15 protein-coding genes are annotated in these 17,435 nt (G+C 70.1%); 10 read left to right on the forward strand and 5 right to left on the reverse strand.

Annotated elements, in window-relative coordinates; genetic code table 11:
• Positions 1 to 68: 68 nt before the first annotated feature.
• Positions 69 to 266, reverse strand: coding sequence for a hypothetical protein (locus ACFYXK_RS15345; RefSeq protein WP_389411554.1), 198 nt, complete (start codon positions 264 to 266; stop codon positions 69 to 71).
• A 101-nt stretch (positions 267 to 367) separates the two neighbouring features.
• On the opposite strand from ACFYXK_RS15345, the gene ACFYXK_RS15350 reads away from it, so the two are divergent.
• Positions 368 to 1,801 (forward strand): hypothetical protein, encoded by a 1,434-nt coding sequence (locus ACFYXK_RS15350; protein ID WP_389411555.1) that lies wholly within the window; start codon positions 368 to 370, stop codon positions 1,799 to 1,801.
• 9 nt (positions 1,802 to 1,810) lie between these two features.
• Here the strand turns inward: ACFYXK_RS15350 and ACFYXK_RS15355 are convergent, their stop codons facing one another.
• Complete coding sequence (locus tag ACFYXK_RS15355) at positions 1,811 to 3,013, reverse strand: DUF1266 domain-containing protein (RefSeq protein ID WP_389411556.1); 1,203 nt, start codon at positions 3,011 to 3,013, stop codon at positions 1,811 to 1,813.
• 383 nt (positions 3,014 to 3,396) lie between these two features.
• Between ACFYXK_RS15355 and ACFYXK_RS15360 the strand changes: the two genes are divergently transcribed.
• Positions 3,397 to 4,551, forward strand: coding sequence for an IS701 family transposase (locus ACFYXK_RS15360; protein ID WP_389411557.1), 1,155 nt, complete (start codon positions 3,397 to 3,399; stop codon positions 4,549 to 4,551).
• Between the two features lie 90 nt (positions 4,552 to 4,641).
• Here the strand turns inward: ACFYXK_RS15360 and ACFYXK_RS15365 are convergent, their stop codons facing one another.
• Positions 4,642 to 6,552 (reverse strand): helix-turn-helix domain-containing protein, encoded by a 1,911-nt coding sequence (locus ACFYXK_RS15365; protein WP_389411558.1) that lies wholly within the window; start codon positions 6,550 to 6,552, stop codon positions 4,642 to 4,644.
• A 328-nt stretch (positions 6,553 to 6,880) separates the two neighbouring features.
• Here ACFYXK_RS15365 and ACFYXK_RS15370 point away from each other — a divergent pair, with 328 nt between their 5' ends.
• Positions 6,881 to 7,621: a methyltransferase domain-containing protein gene (locus ACFYXK_RS15370; RefSeq protein ID WP_389411559.1), complete on the forward strand. Its 741-nt coding sequence runs from the start codon at positions 6,881 to 6,883 to the stop codon at positions 7,619 to 7,621.
• Between the two features lie 24 nt (positions 7,622 to 7,645).
• Entirely contained in the window at positions 7,646 to 9,802 is a 2,157-nt protein-coding gene (pabB, locus tag ACFYXK_RS15375; RefSeq protein ID WP_389411560.1) for an aminodeoxychorismate synthase component I, read from the forward strand.
• Here pabB and ACFYXK_RS15380 read toward each other — a convergent pair.
• On the reverse strand, positions 9,729 to 10,718 hold the full coding sequence (locus tag ACFYXK_RS15380; RefSeq protein WP_389411561.1) for a transaldolase family protein: 990 nt from the start codon (positions 10,716 to 10,718) through the stop codon (positions 9,729 to 9,731). The two genes, pabB and ACFYXK_RS15380, sit on opposite strands and share 74 nt — an antisense overlap.
• Before the next feature lie 338 nt (positions 10,719 to 11,056).
• Between ACFYXK_RS15380 and ACFYXK_RS15385 the strand changes: the two genes are divergently transcribed.
• From ACFYXK_RS15385 to ACFYXK_RS15405, 5 genes are read left to right on the forward strand one after another with little or no spacing between them, the layout of a single operon-like run.
• Positions 11,057 to 12,226, forward strand: coding sequence for a 3-deoxy-7-phosphoheptulonate synthase (locus ACFYXK_RS15385; protein WP_389411562.1), 1,170 nt, complete (start codon positions 11,057 to 11,059; stop codon positions 12,224 to 12,226).
• Between the two features lie 30 nt (positions 12,227 to 12,256).
• Positions 12,257 to 13,027, forward strand: a complete 771-nt coding sequence (locus tag ACFYXK_RS15390) for a 2,3-dihydro-2,3-dihydroxybenzoate dehydrogenase (RefSeq protein WP_030302457.1) — start codon at positions 12,257 to 12,259, stop codon at positions 13,025 to 13,027.
• A 58-nt stretch (positions 13,028 to 13,085) separates the two neighbouring features.
• Positions 13,086 to 13,766, forward strand: coding sequence for an isochorismatase family protein (locus tag ACFYXK_RS15395; RefSeq protein ID WP_133897449.1), 681 nt, complete (start codon positions 13,086 to 13,088; stop codon positions 13,764 to 13,766).
• A complete protein-coding gene (locus ACFYXK_RS15400) occupies positions 13,763 to 15,646 on the forward strand; it encodes an anthranilate synthase family protein (protein ID WP_389411563.1) in 1,884 nt (627 codons plus the stop codon). The genes ACFYXK_RS15395 and ACFYXK_RS15400 overlap by 4 nt, the downstream gene beginning before the upstream one ends.
• Positions 15,643 to 15,957 (forward strand): hypothetical protein, encoded by a 315-nt coding sequence (locus ACFYXK_RS15405; RefSeq protein WP_389411564.1) that lies wholly within the window; start codon positions 15,643 to 15,645, stop codon positions 15,955 to 15,957. Before ACFYXK_RS15400 ends, ACFYXK_RS15405 begins: the two co-directional genes overlap by 4 nt.
• 64 nt (positions 15,958 to 16,021) lie before the next feature.
• Here the strand turns inward: ACFYXK_RS15405 and ACFYXK_RS15410 are convergent, their stop codons facing one another.
• Positions 16,022 to 16,501, reverse strand: a complete 480-nt coding sequence (locus tag ACFYXK_RS15410; RefSeq protein ID WP_389411565.1) for an AtaL-like protein — start codon at positions 16,499 to 16,501, stop codon at positions 16,022 to 16,024.
• A 221-nt stretch (positions 16,502 to 16,722) separates the two neighbouring features.
• Here ACFYXK_RS15410 and ACFYXK_RS15415 point away from each other — a divergent pair, with 221 nt between their 5' ends.
• The gene (locus ACFYXK_RS15415; protein WP_389411566.1) at positions 16,723 to 17,424 is read left to right on the forward strand and encodes an SDR family oxidoreductase; all 702 of its coding nucleotides are present in this window, start codon (positions 16,723 to 16,725) and stop codon (positions 17,422 to 17,424) included.
• Positions 17,425 to 17,435: the final 11 nt, after the last annotated feature.

Genomic DNA, 17,435 nt, shown 5'->3' on the forward strand with positions numbered 1-17,435 from the left:
GTTGGCAGGGCCAGCGGCCGTACAGGAAAGCGCTGCGACTGTGCGAAGTCGCGGGCAGGCTCGCCAAGTCAGTCGATGGGTTCGCCGTTGTGCGTGCCGCCGATGCAGGTCCACTGGCCGGTTGCCGAGTTGTACTCCACACTCCCTGTGCCTGCTACGCATTCGGCACCGGTGGCAGCGGGTGCAGCAGCTTGCGCGGCAGGGCCCATCACGCCGAGAACGGCCAGTATGGCGGCAGCAATGAGCCCGGAAACTCGTGTACGCATGGAGACCTCCTGTGAAGACAGGCCATGCTCATGACGTTACTCCGATCGGTTCAGGGCGCACTCCAGGAGCGATCACAGGCATACGGCAGCAGACTGGTGTCATGGCGAACACACCCGTGGTTGCCGTGGGTCCACCGGATGGCCTTGGCTGGCGGCACGTCACCATCAACGACCGTCCCGCGGGCCAGGTCCGCTCGATGGAGGCGCTCGGAAAGCTCATACGCGGTGCTGGGATCGCATCCGGGATCGAGCCCCATTGGATCGGTGGGAACTGCACAGTCTGGCCGGATCGCCCGTGGTACCGACGCATCGTCGGAACTCTGATGGTCGTCGGCCTATTGGTGACGGCGTGCATGCTCTTCGTGATCGGATTGAAGGACACCTTTGGTGCGCTCACCTACTCGGGACGCGTCACGGGAATCATCTTCCTTCTTGCGTCAGTGCTGGAAATCGGTGCCGCACTGGCCGCTTTCGACTACTGGCACAACCGAAAAGTTTCTTATTCCGGGATGGTCGTCCTGCTCGGCGCTTCGGTGTCGATTGCCGTCGGTTTGTTCATGCTCCTTATGCAGGTGATCGACGGTAGGAGGTACACGAATTACGTGCCGTTTTGGGTAATTTTCACCATGCTGTCAGTGGGGGCGGTGTGCGTACTCGTCCGCGATCGGGTGTGGAAGACGATTGTCAATCCCAAGCGGATCGCGATCGGGGCGGTTGTCTCTGCTCTCCTCGCCATCCCCAATGTGACGTATACGCAGATATATGTGCCCTATGCGACATCTCCCATCGTGAACAGTGCAGCTTCCTTCGGGAAGCCGAGTCTGAACGAGAACCGAAAGAGCATGTACCTACCGGTCCATTTGTACGTGAAGAACTCCGGTCAGGTGCCCCTCTACGTCCTGGGCTCCATCTACTGGATCCACGGGTACCCTGACATGAAGAAGGAAGAGACGTTCACATTGATCCGGGATGGTGAGTTCATCAAGCCGCCCGGCCGGGAGTTGAATCCCGGAGAGGAGTTCTCTTCGGACGAGGTCGTTGAGATCCCGTATCCTGGCAAGTTCGTGCACGGGAAACTCACCGTCCAGGGTGAGATATATGCCATCAGAAAGGACAGGATGACAATAGTTGGCGACTATGAGCGTTCAGGGAAGAATCTGAATGTCCTCAAGGGGAAGGGCCTGGATAAGGATCCTCAAGGTCCGCAGTTGAAGGCGGAAAAGGGCGAAACCTACTTCAGGTACCAGACCGGCATCTCGAACAGCAATGAGATCCTCAATGCGACTCGAGGGCGTCAACGCATCACTCTGTGGTATGTGCACAAAAATCCCTACCCCTACATCTATGCGGTTGTGGAGCCGCCGGGCGACAGGGTGGGTTTCGACATCAACGATCCCAATCGGAACAAGAAAGCCATTGACCGCTACGGTCTTGCACACCTGCGCAGCTCGATGCAGCAGAAACCCTTCGCGGAACTCATGGACATGGCTGAGGGCGAGCCCTCCGCCGACGTATCGCCCACGCCGCCGAAGTGAGGAAGCGGCCTAGTTCCAGGGGATGTTGAGCCAGGGGCTGGACGGTTCCGTGGTCAGGGTCAGGTGCGTGGCCAGGGAGCTCGTGTACCACTCCCCGAACTCCTCCTCGTCGAAGTGCAGGCACCGGCCGAGCAGGTAGCCGGCGGAGAACTCCGCCCAGGAGCGGTACGTGTCGCCCGCCGCCTCGCCGGCGCGGAGCACGGCGCGCTCCGCCTCCTCCAGCGTGCCGTAGCGGGTGCCGAGGCCCCAGCGGGCCATCTGGGAGGCCCGGCCGATGTCCCAGCCCTCGACGGAGCGTACGTAACCCCCCTCGGGGAGCAGTCCGTCGGCCCGGAAGCGCTGCTCGTACCGGGCGATGCGGCCGATCAGGCGCTGTACGCCGGCGACCTCGCCCTCGACCTCGGCGGTGGGCCGCGGCTGCGCGACCGTCACGCCGTCGGGGGTGAGCTGCGGTTCGGCGGCCCGTTCGGCGCTGCGGCGCAGGCTGGCCTCGGCGGCGTACCGCCAGTGCTCGACGTCGACGGGCCCGGCGAAGTCCGAGGCGAGGATCCGGCGGATGCGCAGGACGAACTCCCAGACGGGGCTGACGATCTCGGCGTTCAGCATGCGGTGCAGGACGTCGAGCCACTCCTCGCGGGTGGTGATGCCCCACAGCTTGCGCAGGCGCTCGCGCTCGCGGGTGTAGCCGCTGCCGTGGTAGGCCAGTGCGTTCCAGAACTCCCCGTTGGTCACGGCCAGATGGGCGCCCACGGCTAGCCCGCGGGCGACGGGCCCGTGCAGGGGCCCGCCGGTGTGCAGGGCGTGCAGGGTGCCAGGGGCCAGGCCCCAGGTGGTCGCGGCGTCCCAGTGGGCGCGCCAGCGGGCGAGGTCGGCCGGGCCGGTGGTGAGGTAGGCCTCGGCGGGGCTGCCCGGGTTCACGGCGAGGTACGGGGGGTCGCGGTGGTCCCAGGCGTTGGCGAACCAGGCCAGGCTCTGGCGCACGAAGACGGTCTCGGCCGTCGGGACGGGCAGCATCCCGCGGGTGTAGACGGGCAGGCTGTGGCCGACCGGGTGGAAGCGGGCCTGGGTGGGCTCGGCGTCGACCTGGGTGCGGGGCTGGGGGAGGAACAGCTCGGCGCGGGCGAGTGCGTCGAGGTACCGGCCCCACTCGCCGGCGCTCTTGGCCTCGTACAGCTCTCTCTCGATGGCGCTCGGCGCGATCCAGGTCCCCATGCGGGCCAACCCTAACGGGGCCCGCCGCGCGCCGTTCCGCCCGCCGGGCCGTGGGGTGGTGGGTGGGTCACCACGCCGGGGCGCCGGGATGGTGGGCGGGGCACCTCGGGCGGCGTATGCCCGGGGCGTGGTGCGGGTGGGGTGGGTGGTCCACCCCGGCTCCAGCGGTGCTCCAGGAGTCTGCGAACGGTTGCTGCCCTGGCCAAGGCCCTGTGGCGCACTCCATCAAATGATCATTCGGACCGGCCTGGTCCGTTCGGGGCTGATGACCCGCAGTGCATGCCGGGCCGAATGTGTGTGACGGGTCCACCTGGTTCTCCCGCCTTCCACGACCGCAGGGTTGAGGGGCTGGAGAGAACGTCGGGGGAAGGGATGGATCCGTCATGAGCGCACCGAGTCTCGAACGCCTGGAGACCATGAGCAGCCGGTTCGTACCGGACCTGGTCGTGGCGGAACTCTGCGCCGAGCTGTTCGCCTCGCTGCCGCGCAGTGACCAGCGGCGCAAGGGGGAGGTGTACCTGCGCGGTCTCCTGAAGGCCGAGGGGCGCAAGTCGATACGCAATATCGCGGCGCACGTCGGCGACCGGGCGGCCGAGCAGAGCCTGCACCACTTCGTGGTCTCGTCCACCTGGGACTGGGGTCCTGTACGGGCCGCCCTCGCCCGGTATCTGGAGCGCGCGTTGCGCCCCCGTGCCTGGGTCGTGCAGCCGGTGGTGATCTCCAAGGCCGGCACGGAGTCGGTCGGGGTGGCCCGCCGCTTCGTGCCCGAACGGGGCCAGATGGTCAACAGCCAGGTGGCGTTCGGGGTCTGGTCCGTCGGCGAGGAGCACGGCTGCCCGGTGAACTGGCGGCTCGCGCTCACCCAGAAGTGGCGCGACAGCGTCGGCCCCCTCTCCCCCAACGTCCACGAGTCGGAACTGGCCACCAGCCCGCTCGAATGCGCCGCCGGAGCCGTCGAGGAGCTGCGCGACTGGGTCGGGCAGATCCGCCGCCCGGTGGTGTTCGACCTGCCCGACGTCGATCCCGCCGCGGTCGCCCGCCGGTTCGGCCCGGCCGGGACGCACTTCGTCGCCTCGGCCCGCGGCTCGATGCGGGTCCGCTGCGTGGATCCGGTCCTGCCGAGCAGCGGTAACCGGGAACTCGCCGCGCACCAGCTGCTGTTGATGGCGGGCACGCTGCGCCGCCCGGTGACCTGGCTGGACCCGCTGACCCTCCAGCAGCGCACCACGCTGGTGGTCGGGGTACGGGTGGAGCTGCCGCAGGCGCCCCGGCCGCTCCTGCTGTTCGGCGAGTGGAGCGATCCGCGCGGCTGGCCCGAGCAGTGCTGGGTCACCGACATGACGCAGGCGCCCCCCGGCGGGCTGCTGCGGCTCGCGAAGCGGGCGCAGCACGTCGAGGCGGACTTCGCGAACGTCTCGCGGAAGGTGGGGCTCACCGACTTCGGCGGCCGCTCCTTCGGCGGCTGGCACCGGCACACCACCCTGGCCTCCGCCGCGCACGCGGTGCGGGTGCTCACCCAGGGCGCCGGCGACCGGTAGGCCTCCGGGCCCCGGCCCCGAGCTCCGGCCCCGAGCTCCGGCCCCGAGCTCCGGCCCCGAGCTCCGGCCCCGGGCCCGGGCAGCCGGCCCTCAGCCGATGGTCTGCCGGGGCTGGTCGCCGCGGGGGCCCTTGTTCAGCGCCTGCCGGGTCCGCTGGAGCTGGAGGGCCAGCTGCACCTGGAGGGCCTGGGTCGGCTTCTGCCAGTCCTCGCCCAGGATCTCGGTGATCCGCTCCAGCCTGCGCGAGACCGTGTTCGGGTGGACGTGCAGGGACTCGGCCGCCCTGGAGGGGCTGTTGGCCGAGGCGAAGTACGCCTCCATGGTGCGGATCAGCTCGGTGTACTGCTGGTCGTCGTAGTCGAGGACGGGACCGATGGTGTCGTTGATGAATCCGGCGATGTTCGGCTTCTCGGAGAGCAGGACGCCGAGGAACCCCAGCTCCCCGGGGGACGCCGTGCTTCCGGGGCCGGTGAGCGCCGCGACCGCGTCCAGGACCCGGCGGGCCTCCTGGTACATGTGGACGATCCCGGCCGGATCGTCGACGGGACCGGCGGAGCCCGCCGTGACGGGCTTGCCGAGCACCTCGGAGAGCTCCTTGGAGGCCGTACGGGCGATGGCCCCGGCCTGGGTGCCGGGCAGCAGCAGCACCACGACGTCGCCGTCCACGCTCTTGAGGCCGTGGTGGCGGTTGGCGTACGAGGCGGCCCAGGCGAGCACACGGCCCTGGACTCCGCCCTCGGGCCGGGCGATCACGATGACGTGGGGTTCGTCGAGGTCGAGCGCGAGGCGCCGGCTCTGCTCCGCGATCTGCACCGGGGACAGCGAGGTGCCCCGCAGCAGGTCGTGGAAGAACTCGTCCCGCATGTGGCCCTCGGCGGCGGCCATGCCCTGCTCCATCAGCAGCACCACGGCGGTGACCTGCGCGGTGAGCGCGAGGAGCTGGATCTGGCGGTCGGTGGCCGGCTGGTCGCAGGCCAGGATGAGCGTGCCCAGCATCTCGTCGCCCGCGGCGACCGAGGCGACCCACACCCCGTCACCCGTGCTGCGCGGCTGCCGGTCGGTGTGCGCGTCCAGCAGGACGGTGCGGATCTCGGACTCGTCCAGCTCGGGGGGCTCGCCGCCCGGGCAGGCGAGGTTGCGGCCGGCCGCGTCCCGTACGAGCAGCGTGCCCTCTAAGTCCTTGACCGCCTCGGCGGCCAGGTTGCCGAGGCCGCCGCCCTGGAGCACCAGGTCGAGCAGGCGGCCGTGCGTCTCGCGGAGCTGGCGGGCGGTGGTCGAGGAGTCCCGGGCACGGGAGGTGTCCTGCTCCAGCTCCACGACCTCGTACCGGGTCTGCTCCAGCAGTCGCGCCTTTTCGATCGCAACGGTGGCGAGGTCGGCGAGCGAACTCATCAGCGACACCTCGTCCGGGGTGAAGTGCCGAATGTGCCGGTCCGCCACGTACAGGGCGCCCAGGGTGGTGCCGGCGTGCCGCAGCGGGACGGCCATGACGGCGTGCAGGCCCTCGGCCTGGACCACCTCGTCGATGACCGGGCTGTGCTGGAAGGTTTTGTCACTCATGTAGTCGGCCGACCAGAACGGGGCCGATCCGTCCGCGGCGCGTTTGCCGACGCCCCCGCCGGTCAGCGGGATGGCGAAGCCGATGGTGAGCGCGGAGGCGTGGCCGTCGGCCGAACGCACCCTGGAGCACTGCGCGTCGAGGTCGTCGAAGCTGACCCAGGCCATGTCGAGCCCGAGCAGCAGCCGGGCCCGGCGGGTGATCACCTTCAGCAGCTCGTCGAGGTCGTAGGGCAGGGTCAGGTCGCGCGCGGTGTCCACGAGGGCGGCGAGGCCGGCCTCGCGCTGCTGGCGCCGTACGAAGAGGGCCCGGATGCCGAGACTCTGGTCCCTGGCCCTGGTCAGCTGGGCGAGGGCGTCCCCGGACAGGCCGGATTGACGGGCTTTGCGGACCACGTCATCGAAGGCAGCCGCAGGCGCCTCTCTGTTCAGCAGTTCCAGCATTTCATAAGCGTGGTCAACCACGACTTCTCCCCCGACCCCCATAAAAGCCGTTCACGATTGCACCAACCGAGTGCAAGCAATCCCTGGCCTGCCTGAAAGTATCTCTTGGGGCAAGAACCGGTCAAGAAACACTCGAGAAGCGATCCAGGTCAGCGACGCGGAGGGTGATCGGATCACCACGGTCCATGACTGATGCTGTCACGTGAACACCTTCTGGTCGAGGCTGACTCAAGGGCAGGCTGCTCACCGAGCGTTCCGGTGCCGACACCACCATCGGCACCACCATCGGCACCACCAACAGCCTGATGTTTCCTTGGGGGGAGTTCGCATGTCTCAGGTGTCACAGCTGTCACAGCTCCAGAGCTACGAGCGGTCGCTGCTGCGCAGTCGGCTGTCGTTGACCCGGCAGGACCGGCCGCGGGTGTTCACGCTCGGCGACCGGGAATGGGACCTGTTCGACGAGGTCTTCGCCCCCGTCTACTCCCCTTCGACGGGTGTGGCCCTCGAGCTGCTCGGCCTCAACAAGCCCGGGTCTGGCCCGCGTTCGGGTTCGTTCCTGGAGATAGGGTGCGGCACCGGCGTGATCGCCGTGACCGCCGCGCTGGCCGGATACGACCGGGTCGTGGCGGCCGACATCAGCCCCTCCGCCGTCGAGAACGCCTCCGTCAACGCGGAGCGGCACGGGGTGGCGGACCGTCTGCAGGCGCTGCACAGCGACCTGTTCTCCGGACTGCGCGAGAGCGAGCGGTTCGACGTCGTCTTCTGGAGCTCCAACTACGTGATGGGGCCCGAGGATTACGAGTACAAGTCGGTGCACGAACGGGCATACGTGGACACCGGATACCAGGCCCACCGCCGGTATCTGGAGCAGTCCGTGCACTGGACCACCCCGGGCGGCCGCGTCCTGCTGCACTTCAGCGACCGCGGCGACCTGGCGGCACTGCACGAGATGGCCGACAGCAGCGGGCGCGAGTTGGTCACCGTGGCGAGCTACCGGGTCCGCGAGGGGGAGTACGGAGAGGACATGGTCGAGCACATGCTGCTCGAAATCAAGCCAATCTCGGCCTGATTCAGACGGGGGGGATATTTCATCATGCGCACGTTGCTCGTGGACAACTACGACTCGTTTACCTATAACCTCTTCCACTATCTGACCGAGGTCAATGGTCGGGAGCCGGAAGTCGTTCGAAATGACGACCCGCACTGGAAGATCACGGAACTCGGCGCGTTCGACAACGTCGTGGTCTCGCCCGGCCCCGGCACCCCGCGCAGGGCGGCCGACTTCGGCGTCTGCGCCGAGATCGTCGAGCGCTCGCCGGTGCCGTTGCTGGGCGTGTGCCTCGGCCACCAGGGGATCGGGCACGCGCACGGTGCCACGGTCGCCCGTGCGCCGGAGCCCCGGCACGGGCGCACCTCGCCCGTCCTGCACGATGGCACGGGCCTGTTCGCCGGGCTGCCCTCCCCGATGGAGGTGGTCAGGTACCACTCGCTCGCCGTGACGGACCTGCCGGCCGAGCTCGAGGCCACCGCGTGGACGCCGGACGGCATCCTGATGGGCCTGCGGCACCGGACGCGGCCGATGTGGGGAGTGCAGTTCCATCCCGAATCGATTTGCAGTCAGTACGGGATCGAGCTGCTTGCAAACTTCGCCGATCTGACCCGCGCGCACCAGACGAACCAGACGAACCAGACGCATCGCGCGAACCGCGAGCACCAGGCGACGCGGGCCCGCCGCCCTGCCGCCGCCACCGCGCCCGCCACCGCCACCGCTCCCGCGCCCGCCTCCGAGGTCCCGGTCCGCCGGCTCCGGCTCGTCACGCGCGAGCTGCCCACCCGCTGGTGCCCCGAGACCGTCTACGACCAGCTCTTCCGCGGCAACGACCACGCCTACTGGCTGGACAGCAGCCTGCCCGGCGGCGACCGCGGCCGGTTCTCGGTCATGGGCGACGCCACCGGACCGCTCGCCCGGGTCGCCACGGCCGACGTGTGGAGCGGGTGCGTCACCGTCGAGTCGGCGGGCGGTGCGAGCGAGCTGGTCGCCGCCCCCTTCCTGGAGTGGGTCGACCGCGACCTGCGCTCCCTGCACACCGAACTCCCCGAGCTGCCCTTCGACTTCGCGCTCGGCTGGGTCGGCTACCTCGGATACGAGCTCAAGGCCGAATGCGGCGGCGACCTCGTGCACCGCTCGCCGGTGGCCGACGCCACCATGGTCTTCGCCGACCGCGCCCTGGTCTTCGACCACGTCGGGAACACCACCCACCTGCTGGCCCTGGTGGAGGGGACCGCCGAGGAGTCCGCCGCCGCGGCCGACGCCTGGCTGATCGGCACGGCGGAGCGGCTGGCCCAGCTCGCGGGCCTGAGCCTGCCGGCCCCCCGGCCGACCGCCCCGAGCGGGGAGATCCGGCTGCGCCACGACCGCGGGGCCTATCTGGACCTCATCGACTCCTGCCTGGAGGAGATCGCCGCCGGCGAGACGTACGAGGTCTGCCTCACCAACATGGCCGAGGCCGAGGCCCGGCTCGACCCCTGGGCCGCGTACCGCACCCTGCGCCGCTCCAGCCCCGCGCCGTTCGCCGCGCTGCTCCAGTTCGGCGAGCTGTCCGTGCTCAGCACCTCGCCCGAGCGGTTCCTGCGGGTCTCCCGCGACGGGGTCGTCGAGTCCTCGCCCATCAAGGGGACCCGGCCGCGCGGCGGCACCCCGCAGGAGGAGGCGGAGCTGATCGCGGACCTGCTGACCGACGAGAAGGACCGCTCCGAGAACCTCATGATCGTCGACCTGGTCCGCAACGACCTCGGCCGCTGCGCCGTACCGGGCTCGGTCGAGGCCGAGGAGCTGTTCCGGGTCGAGACGTACGCCACCGTCCACCAGCTGGTCAGCACCGTACGGGCGCGCCTGCGGCCGGAGCTGTCGGCCGTGGACTGCGTACGGGCCGCCTTCCCGGGCGGGTCCATGACGGGGGCTCCCAAGATCCGCACGATGCAGATCATCGACCGGCTGGAGGCGGGTCCGCGCGGGGTGTACTCGGGGGCCATCGGCTACTTCTCGCTGACCGGCGCCGCGGACCTGAGCATCGTGATCCGTACCGCCACGGTCACCGCCGACCGCGTCCGCTACGGGGTCGGCGGGGCGGTGGTGGCCCTGTCGGATCCGGCCGCCGAGTACGAGGAGACGGCCGTCAAGTCGGCTCCGCTGCTGGCGCTGACGAATACCCGCTTCCCGGAGAGGCGGCGAGACCGGATCCCGTCCTGACCCCCCAGCCGTGCTGGAGGCGGGCGAGCTCCTCCGTCTCCAGCACGGCGGCGACCTGACGGGCGGGCACGCCGAGCCGTTCCAGGGCCCGGAGGGCGCAGGCCGCCTCCCCGTCGGCGTTGAGGAGGGTGTCACCGGTCAGCTCCGGCTTGCGGGCGGCGGCCTCCAGGGTGTCCACGGACAGGGCGAGCGCGGTGTTCCAGCCCACCAGGGCGCCCACGCCGCCGTCGGCGCCGGTGCCCCACAGCAGCCGCGGCTGCGGGGCGCCGTTGGCCCGGAGCACCCGCCACCAGTCCCCGGACAGCCGTTCCTCGCGCAGCCGGTACATCGTGCGGGCCACGGCCAGTCCCGCGGCGCCGCGCACCTCGTGCCGGGAGCCGACCCGGAGCTCGTCAAGCCGGGCGTCGACCGCCACGTCGAGCAGGCCCACCGGGAAGGAGGCCACCATCGGGGCGGCGCCCAGCGGCCGGCCGCAGGAGAGGGACCGCTCCAGCCCGTCGAGGTAGCCGTCGAGCACCTCGGCGTAGCGCACGTCCGAGAAGACCATCGAGGCGTGCACCCCGATCCCGTCGGCGAGGCAGTCGGACAGCACCTGGGGACCCGCCGGGGTCATGGGGACGCGGACGAGCGCGTTGGGGCGGTCCACCGCCCGGTGCACCGCACGGGCGGCCGCGCCCATCGCCTTCGCGTCATGGGCGCGGCGCGGGGAGACGGGCACGGAGACCTGGCCCACCGCGCCCTTGCTGATCTCGTACACGGGCAGCAGGACATCGCAGGCCCGCCGGAGCTGGGCCAGGCTGCTGCCCGCCGGCGCGAGGGCGTTGTGGAAGTGGGCGCCCAGGGTCGGGTACCGGGCTCCGGCGTCGAACTCCCCGGGATCCTGTGTGCTCAGCCACGGCGAAACCCCCTCGGACACCAGTTGCTTCAGCAGCGCTCCAGCTCCTTGACTAACCACGAACACGACCTTAGAACGTCATGACATCTGTATGAACTGAGCGGTTGATGGTGTGTCAAGTACCGGACCTTCCAGGTCCCGTGTCCTCTCACGTGTGCGGACCTTAAAGGGTTCGACGCCGACCCCGTCCCAACGCCCGGGTACTGCGTCAGGTTTATTTCGGGCCCCTGCTTTCAACCTGACCGAATACGGCCCCACCTGACGTAGTGGCGAATCTCTTGTGGTTCCCCCGAATGCCTGTTTCACAGACTTCTGGCTGCATCTGATGTCACGGCAGGTTCAGCACTGGGAGGTGCCGCATGCACGGTGTTGCACGCTGGAAATCATTGCCCGCGGGCCAACAGCCCGTTTGGCCGGATGAAGACGCCCTGGAGAATGCCAGGGCCGAACTCGCCGAAGCGCCCGCACTCGTCCGTCCGCAGGACGTCGAAGCCCTTCGCGTGCTGCTCGCGGCGGCCGCGCGGGGCGAGGTGCAGGTCATCCAGGGCGGGGACTGCGCCGAGGACCCCGCGGAGTGCACTCCCGGCTATGTGGCGCGCAAGGCGGCGCTCCTCGACGTGCTGGCCGGTGTCATGAAGACGCGTTCGCTCAAGCCCGTCATACGGGTGGGCCGGCTGGCCGGCCAGTTCGGCAAGCCGCGCTCCCAGCCGACCGAGACCGTCGGCGGCATCGAGCTGCCCGTCTACCGCGGCCACATGGTCAACAGCCCGGAGCCGGACCCGGAGCTGCGCCGTCCCGACCCCCGGCGCCTGGTCGCCGGCTACCGGGCGGCCGCCGGGGCCATGGGCTGGCTCGGCTGGCACGGCGAGGGGCGCCCCTCCGCGGCCGAGGCCCCGGTGTGGACCAGCCACGAGGCGCTGCTGCTGGACTACGAGGGCCCGATGCTGCGCACCCAGCCGGACGGCTCGGTGCTGCTGACCTCGACGCACTGGCCGTGGGTCGGCGAGCGCACCCGCGAGCTGGGCGGCGCCCACATCGAGCTCTTCGCGACCATCGCCAACCCGGTCGCCACCAAGGTCGGTCCGAAGATGACCCCGGCCGAGCTCGTGGAGCTGTGCGGGCGGCTCGACCCGGAGCGGGAGCCGGGCCGGCTCACGCTGATCTCCCGGATGGGCCAGGGCAAGGCCGCCGAGAAGCTGCCGGAGCTGGTCCGCGCGGTGCACGAGGCCGGGCACCCGGTGCTGTGGCTGTGCGATCCGATGCACGGGAATACCGTCAGCCTGCCCGGCGGCGTCAAGACCCGTTATGTGGAAACGGTCGTACGCGAGGTCGAGGAATTCCAGAAGGCCGTCGTCGACAACGGCGGAGTGGCGGCCGGGCTCCACCTGGAAACGACCCCGGACCTGGTCCACGAATGCGTTTCCGACAAATACCACGTCGACGAACTGGGCGAGAAGTACACCTCGTTCTGCGACCCGCGCCTCAATGTCGACCAGGCCATCGAGGTCGTCTCGGCCTGGCGCGGCTGAGGCCGAAGAAAAAGAGGGGGTTTCTCCATCATGGAAGGAAAGATCGCTCTGGTCACCGGAGCGGCCGGCGGCATCGGCGAGGCCATTGTCCGCGCCCTGGCCTCCCGGGGCGTCCGGGTGGCCGCGGTCGACCGGGACGCCCACCGCCTGCGCGACGTCGCCAAGTCCGTCGCGGAGGAGGGCGGCCGGGTCGATCCGTTCCCGGCCGACGTCACCTCCAGCGCCGACGTCGAATCGCTGGTCGACGACGTCGAGGCGCTCGTCGGTCCGCTCGACTTCCTCGTCAACGCGGCCGGCGTGCTGCGGCTGGCCGAGGCACGCACCCTGACCGACCAGGAGTGGAGCACGACGTTCGCGGTCAACACCACGGGCGTCTTCTTCGTCTCCCGGGCCGTCGTCAACCGCATGGTGCCGCGCCGGCGGGGCGCGATCGTCACGATCGCCTCCAACGCCGCGGGCACCGCCCGTACCGAGATGTCCGCGTACGCCGCCTCCAAGGCCGCCGCGACGATGTTCACCAAGTGCCTGGGGCTGGAGGTCGCCAAGTACGGCATCCGCGCGAACCTCGTGGCGCCGGGCTCGACGGACACCCCGATGCTCAACTCCATGTGGCAGGACGAGAGCAGCGCGCGGGCCTCCATCGACGGGGTCCCGGACGCGTACCGCGTCGGGATCCCGCTGGGCAAGCTGGCGCGTCCCGAGGACGTCGCCGAGGCGGTGGTCTTCCTGCTCTCCGACAAGGCCGCCCACATCACGATGCACGACCTCACCGTCGACGGCGGTGCGGCGCTCGGTGCCTGAGACCGGTGCAACCAGTCAGCGAACCGTGAACGAGAGCGTGAACGAGAGGGAGAAACGCATGGCAGGCATACCTGCGATCAACCCCTATCCGATGCCGTCGGCGGCCGACCTGCCCGCCTCCGGCGTCGACTGGGAGATCGATCCGGACCGCGCCGTCCTGCTGGTGCACGATCTGCAGAAGTACTTCCTGGCCCCCTTCCCCGAGGGCGAGCAGCCCGTCGTGGACCTGTCCCGCAACGCAGGGGCGCTGCGCGTGCGCGCCGCCGAGCTCGGCATCCCGGTCGCCTACACCGCGCAGCCGGGCGGCATGACCCCCGAGGAGCGCGGACTGCTCGGGGACTTCTGGGGCCCGGGCATGCAGCCCAGCCCGGAGCACCGCCAGGTCGTGGACCCGGTGGCGCCCGCCGCCGGCGACTGGATGCTCACCAAGTGGCGCTACAGCGCCTTCTTCAAGACCGATCTGCTCGAGCGGATGCGCGCACAGGGCCGCGACCAGCTGATCCTGTGCGGTGTGTACGCGCACGTGGGCGTCCTGGTGACCGCCGTCGACGCGTTCACCAACGACATCCAGCCCTTCCTGGTCGCCGACGCCGTCGCCGACTTCAGCTGGGAGGAGCACCGGATGGCGCTCGAGTACGCCGCCGGCCGCTGCGCCCGTCTGACCACCACCAAAGAGCTCCTGACGGCCCTCCCGGACCGGGTGGCCGCCTACGCGGGAGCGGGAGGGGAATCCGCATGACCGGAGACCTGCTGGGCCGGATCCTGACCGGCCGACCGCCGGCCTTCGCGCTGATCCACCGTCCGGAGACCACCGTCACCGGGCACCTCGACCTCTTCCTCGGCGAGTTCACCGAGGCGGCCACGCTCGCCGACATCCCGCTCCGGGACGTCGAGGCCGGCGCCGGCGCCCGCCAGGACGTCCTCACCCTCGTCCCGTACCGGCAGCTCGCCGAACGCGGCTTCGAGGCGCCCGACGACGGCACCCCGCTGCTCGCCATGGTGATCGAGGAGCAGGCGCAGGTGCCGCTCGCCGCCGTCCTGGCGGGGATCCCCGACGCCCCCGTCCACCTCGCGACGGGCGGCGACTTCGACATCGACGACGACACCTACGCCGAAACGGTTCGCCGCGTCATCGCGGACGAGATCGGCACCGGCGCCGGAGCCAACTTCGTGATGAAGCGGTCCTTCGTGGCCGACATCAGCGAGTACTCCACCGCCGCTGCGCTGCGCTTCTTCCGCCGGCTGCTGGAGCGGGAGACCGGCGCGTACTGGACGTTCATCGTGCACACGGGCGAGCGCACCCTCATCGGTGCCTCGCCCGAGCGGCACGTCAGCCTCTCCGGCGGCCGGGCCGTGATGAACCCGATCAGCGGCACGTACCGGTTCCCCGCGTCGGGGCCCGAACTGCCCGGCGTCATGGACTTCCTCGCCGACCGCAAGGAGGCCGACGAGCTGTACATGGTCGTCGACGAGGAACTCAAGATGATGGCCCGGATCTGCGCATCGGGCGGCCGGGTCGTCGGGCCGTACCTCAAGGAGATGGCCCGCCTCGCCCACACCGAGTACTTCATCGAGGGCCGGACCTCCCGCGATCCCCGCGAGATCCTGCACGAGACCCTGTTCGCACCGACGGTCACCGGGTCCCCGCTGGAGAGCGCGGGCCGGGTCATCAAGAAGTACGAGCCCCAGGGCCGCGGCTACTACAGCGGCGTGCTGGCCCTGATGGGACAGGACGAGAACAGCGAGCGGACGCTGGACTCGGCGATCCTGATCCGCACCGCCGACATCGACGGAGCCGGGCGGATGCGCATCGGCGTCGGCGCCACCCTCGTGCGCCACTCCGACCCGCTGTCCGAGGTCGCCGAGACCCGCGCGAAGGCGGCCGGCCTGCTCGCGATGTTCGAGCCGTCGGGGCCGCGCCGCTTCGGCGACCACCCGGAGGTACGGGCGGCCCTGAGCCGGCGCAACGCGACGATCGCCGGGTTCTGGCTGGACGACGACGCCTCCCGGGCCCGGCCGGTCCCGCTCCTCATGGGACGCAAGGTGCTGGTGGTCGACGCGGAGGACACCTTCACCGCCATGATCGAGCACCAGCTGCGGGCCATGGACGCCGACGTCACGGTCCGCCGGTTCGACGAGCCGTACAGCTTCGCCCCGTACGACCTGGTCGTCATGGGGCCGGGGCCGGGCGACCCGCGGGAGGTGGACGACCCGAAGATCGCGCACCTGCGGTCCGCGGTGGACACCCTCCTCGGCGAGGGGCGGCCGTTCCTCGCGGTCTGCCTCAGCCACCAGGTGCTCAGCACCAAGCTCGGCCTCGCGCTGAAGCGCCGTGAGCAGCCCAACCAGGGCGTGCAGCGGGAGATCGAGCTGTTCGGCCGGCGCGAGCGGGTCGGCTTCTACAACACCTTCGCCGCCCAGAGCGCCTCGGACACCGTCGAGGTGCCCGGGATCGGCCTGGTCGAGGTGTGCCGGGAGCCGGGGACCAGGGAGGTGCACGCCCTGCGCGGGCCCGGCTTCCGCTCGATGCAGTTCCACGCGGAGTCGGTGCTCACGGAGGACGGCATCCGCATCGTCGGCGAGGCTCTGTCCGGACTGCTCCAGGAGCAGTCCGTATGAGCATGAAGGCGACGGTGGCCTGGTGGGACCTGAAGGACTCGGGGCACAGCATCGACTCGCTGCGGGCGTACCTGCGCGATGAGGCGGTCGACCGGTTCGCCGCGGTCGAGGGGCTGCGGCTGAAGTTCTGGATCGCGGACCCGGCGACGGAGCGCTGGGGCGCGGTGCTGCTGTGGGAGTCCGCGCAGGCGGCGGCGCAGCCGCTGGCCCCGCGGGCGGCCGAGCTGATCGGGCGGGCGCCGGTGCAGTACACGGTGTTCGACGTGGAGGCGACGGTCGAGGGCGTCCACACGCTGCCCGGGAAGGTGTGAGGCACGAGAGCGCGTACGGCCCCTCACGGCCCCCCGGGGGCGTGAGGGGCCGTACGCGTGGCGGTCACGCCCCCTGGTCCGCCCCCGTGGTCATCACCTCGCGCAGGACCTCCGTCATGGCGTCCAGCGTGCCGTGGAAATCGCAGTCCAGGTCCCGCAGGTAGGTGTTCTGCGCGAGGACGGCGGCCGCCGGGCCGTCGGTCAGGGTGATGCTCAGCGTGAGCGTGAGCCGGCCGTCCTCGTCCTCTCCGATCTCATTGCGTATCTCCGCGATGTCGGTGTCGTCCAGATGCCGGTAGGTAATGCGCCCGGCGCTCTCCTGCGGAGTGACGCGTTGCACGAAGGTCAGCTCGCCGCGCCGGATTTCCCGGAGAAATCCATCGGCGTACCGTTCGTTGATCCGGCAATCCGTAATGGCCGGAACATAGCCGGTGGGGAACTCCGCCTTGTGTAGCAGCGCCTGCCACAGACTCTCCCGCGTAGGAGCCGGACACCCTTCCTGAGCTGCGCCGACGACCGGACGGGTCCATGAAAGCGTCAGCATTGATCTCCCCTTTCCGCAGCTAAGCCGGCGTGCAGCATCGGCCGGGCGAACAGTGGTGTCAAAGCCGGGCGGAGTATTGCGTCACCTGCCCCCGGGACCTGACGGAATGAGAGAAGGCCACTGCCTCACCGGCAGTTGTTTCTTGCAGGGTGACGGTTGGTCGTGGCGTTCCGCAGAGCGCCTTCCCGTTAAATCCGAAGCGGAGAATCAGGAGAACGCTGATGTCTGAACGGTTCGACGGCCAGGTCGTCCTCGTCACCGGAGGAGGCGAAGGCATCGGCCGGGCAGCGGCGGTTGCCTTCGCCCGGCTCGGCGCACTGGTGGTGGTCTCGGGCCGCCACCCGGAGACGCTCGAAGGAACGGTCAAGCTGATCCGCGACGCGGGCGGGCAGGCCGACAGCGTGGTCGCCGACGTGTCGGAGACGACGGCCGGCGCGGACGCCGGCGCCGCGTACGTCGTCGCCGAGACCGTGCGCCGGCACGGCGCCCTGGACGTGGCCTTCAACAACACCACCGAACTGGGCCCGCACCAGTCCGTCGCGGACATCGACGAGACGGTCTGGGCGCACACCCTGACGGCCAACCTCACCGGCGTGTGGCTGTCCATGAAGCACGAGATCGCCCACATGGAGAGCGCCGGCGGCGGGGTCATCGTCAACACGGCCAGCAACATCGGCGCCCAGGGCATGCTCCCCGGACTCGGCGCGTACGCCGCGTCCACGGCCGCCGTCAGCGCCCTGACCCGGACCGCGGCCCGCGAGTACGTCGCCCAGTCGATCCGCATCAACGCCATCAGCCCCTGCCCGCTCGGCCGGGGAGCCAGCGTCGAGGAGATCGCCGACACCGTGGTCTGGCTCTGCTCCGACGCGGCCGCGTACATCGTCGGGCACGACCTCGTGCTCGACCGCAAGACCAGCGAGTAGAGCGGTGGCCC

This window comes from Streptomyces sp. NPDC002209, from assembly GCF_042890265.1.
GTDB lineage: Bacteria > Actinomycetota > Actinomycetes > Streptomycetales > Streptomycetaceae > Streptomyces.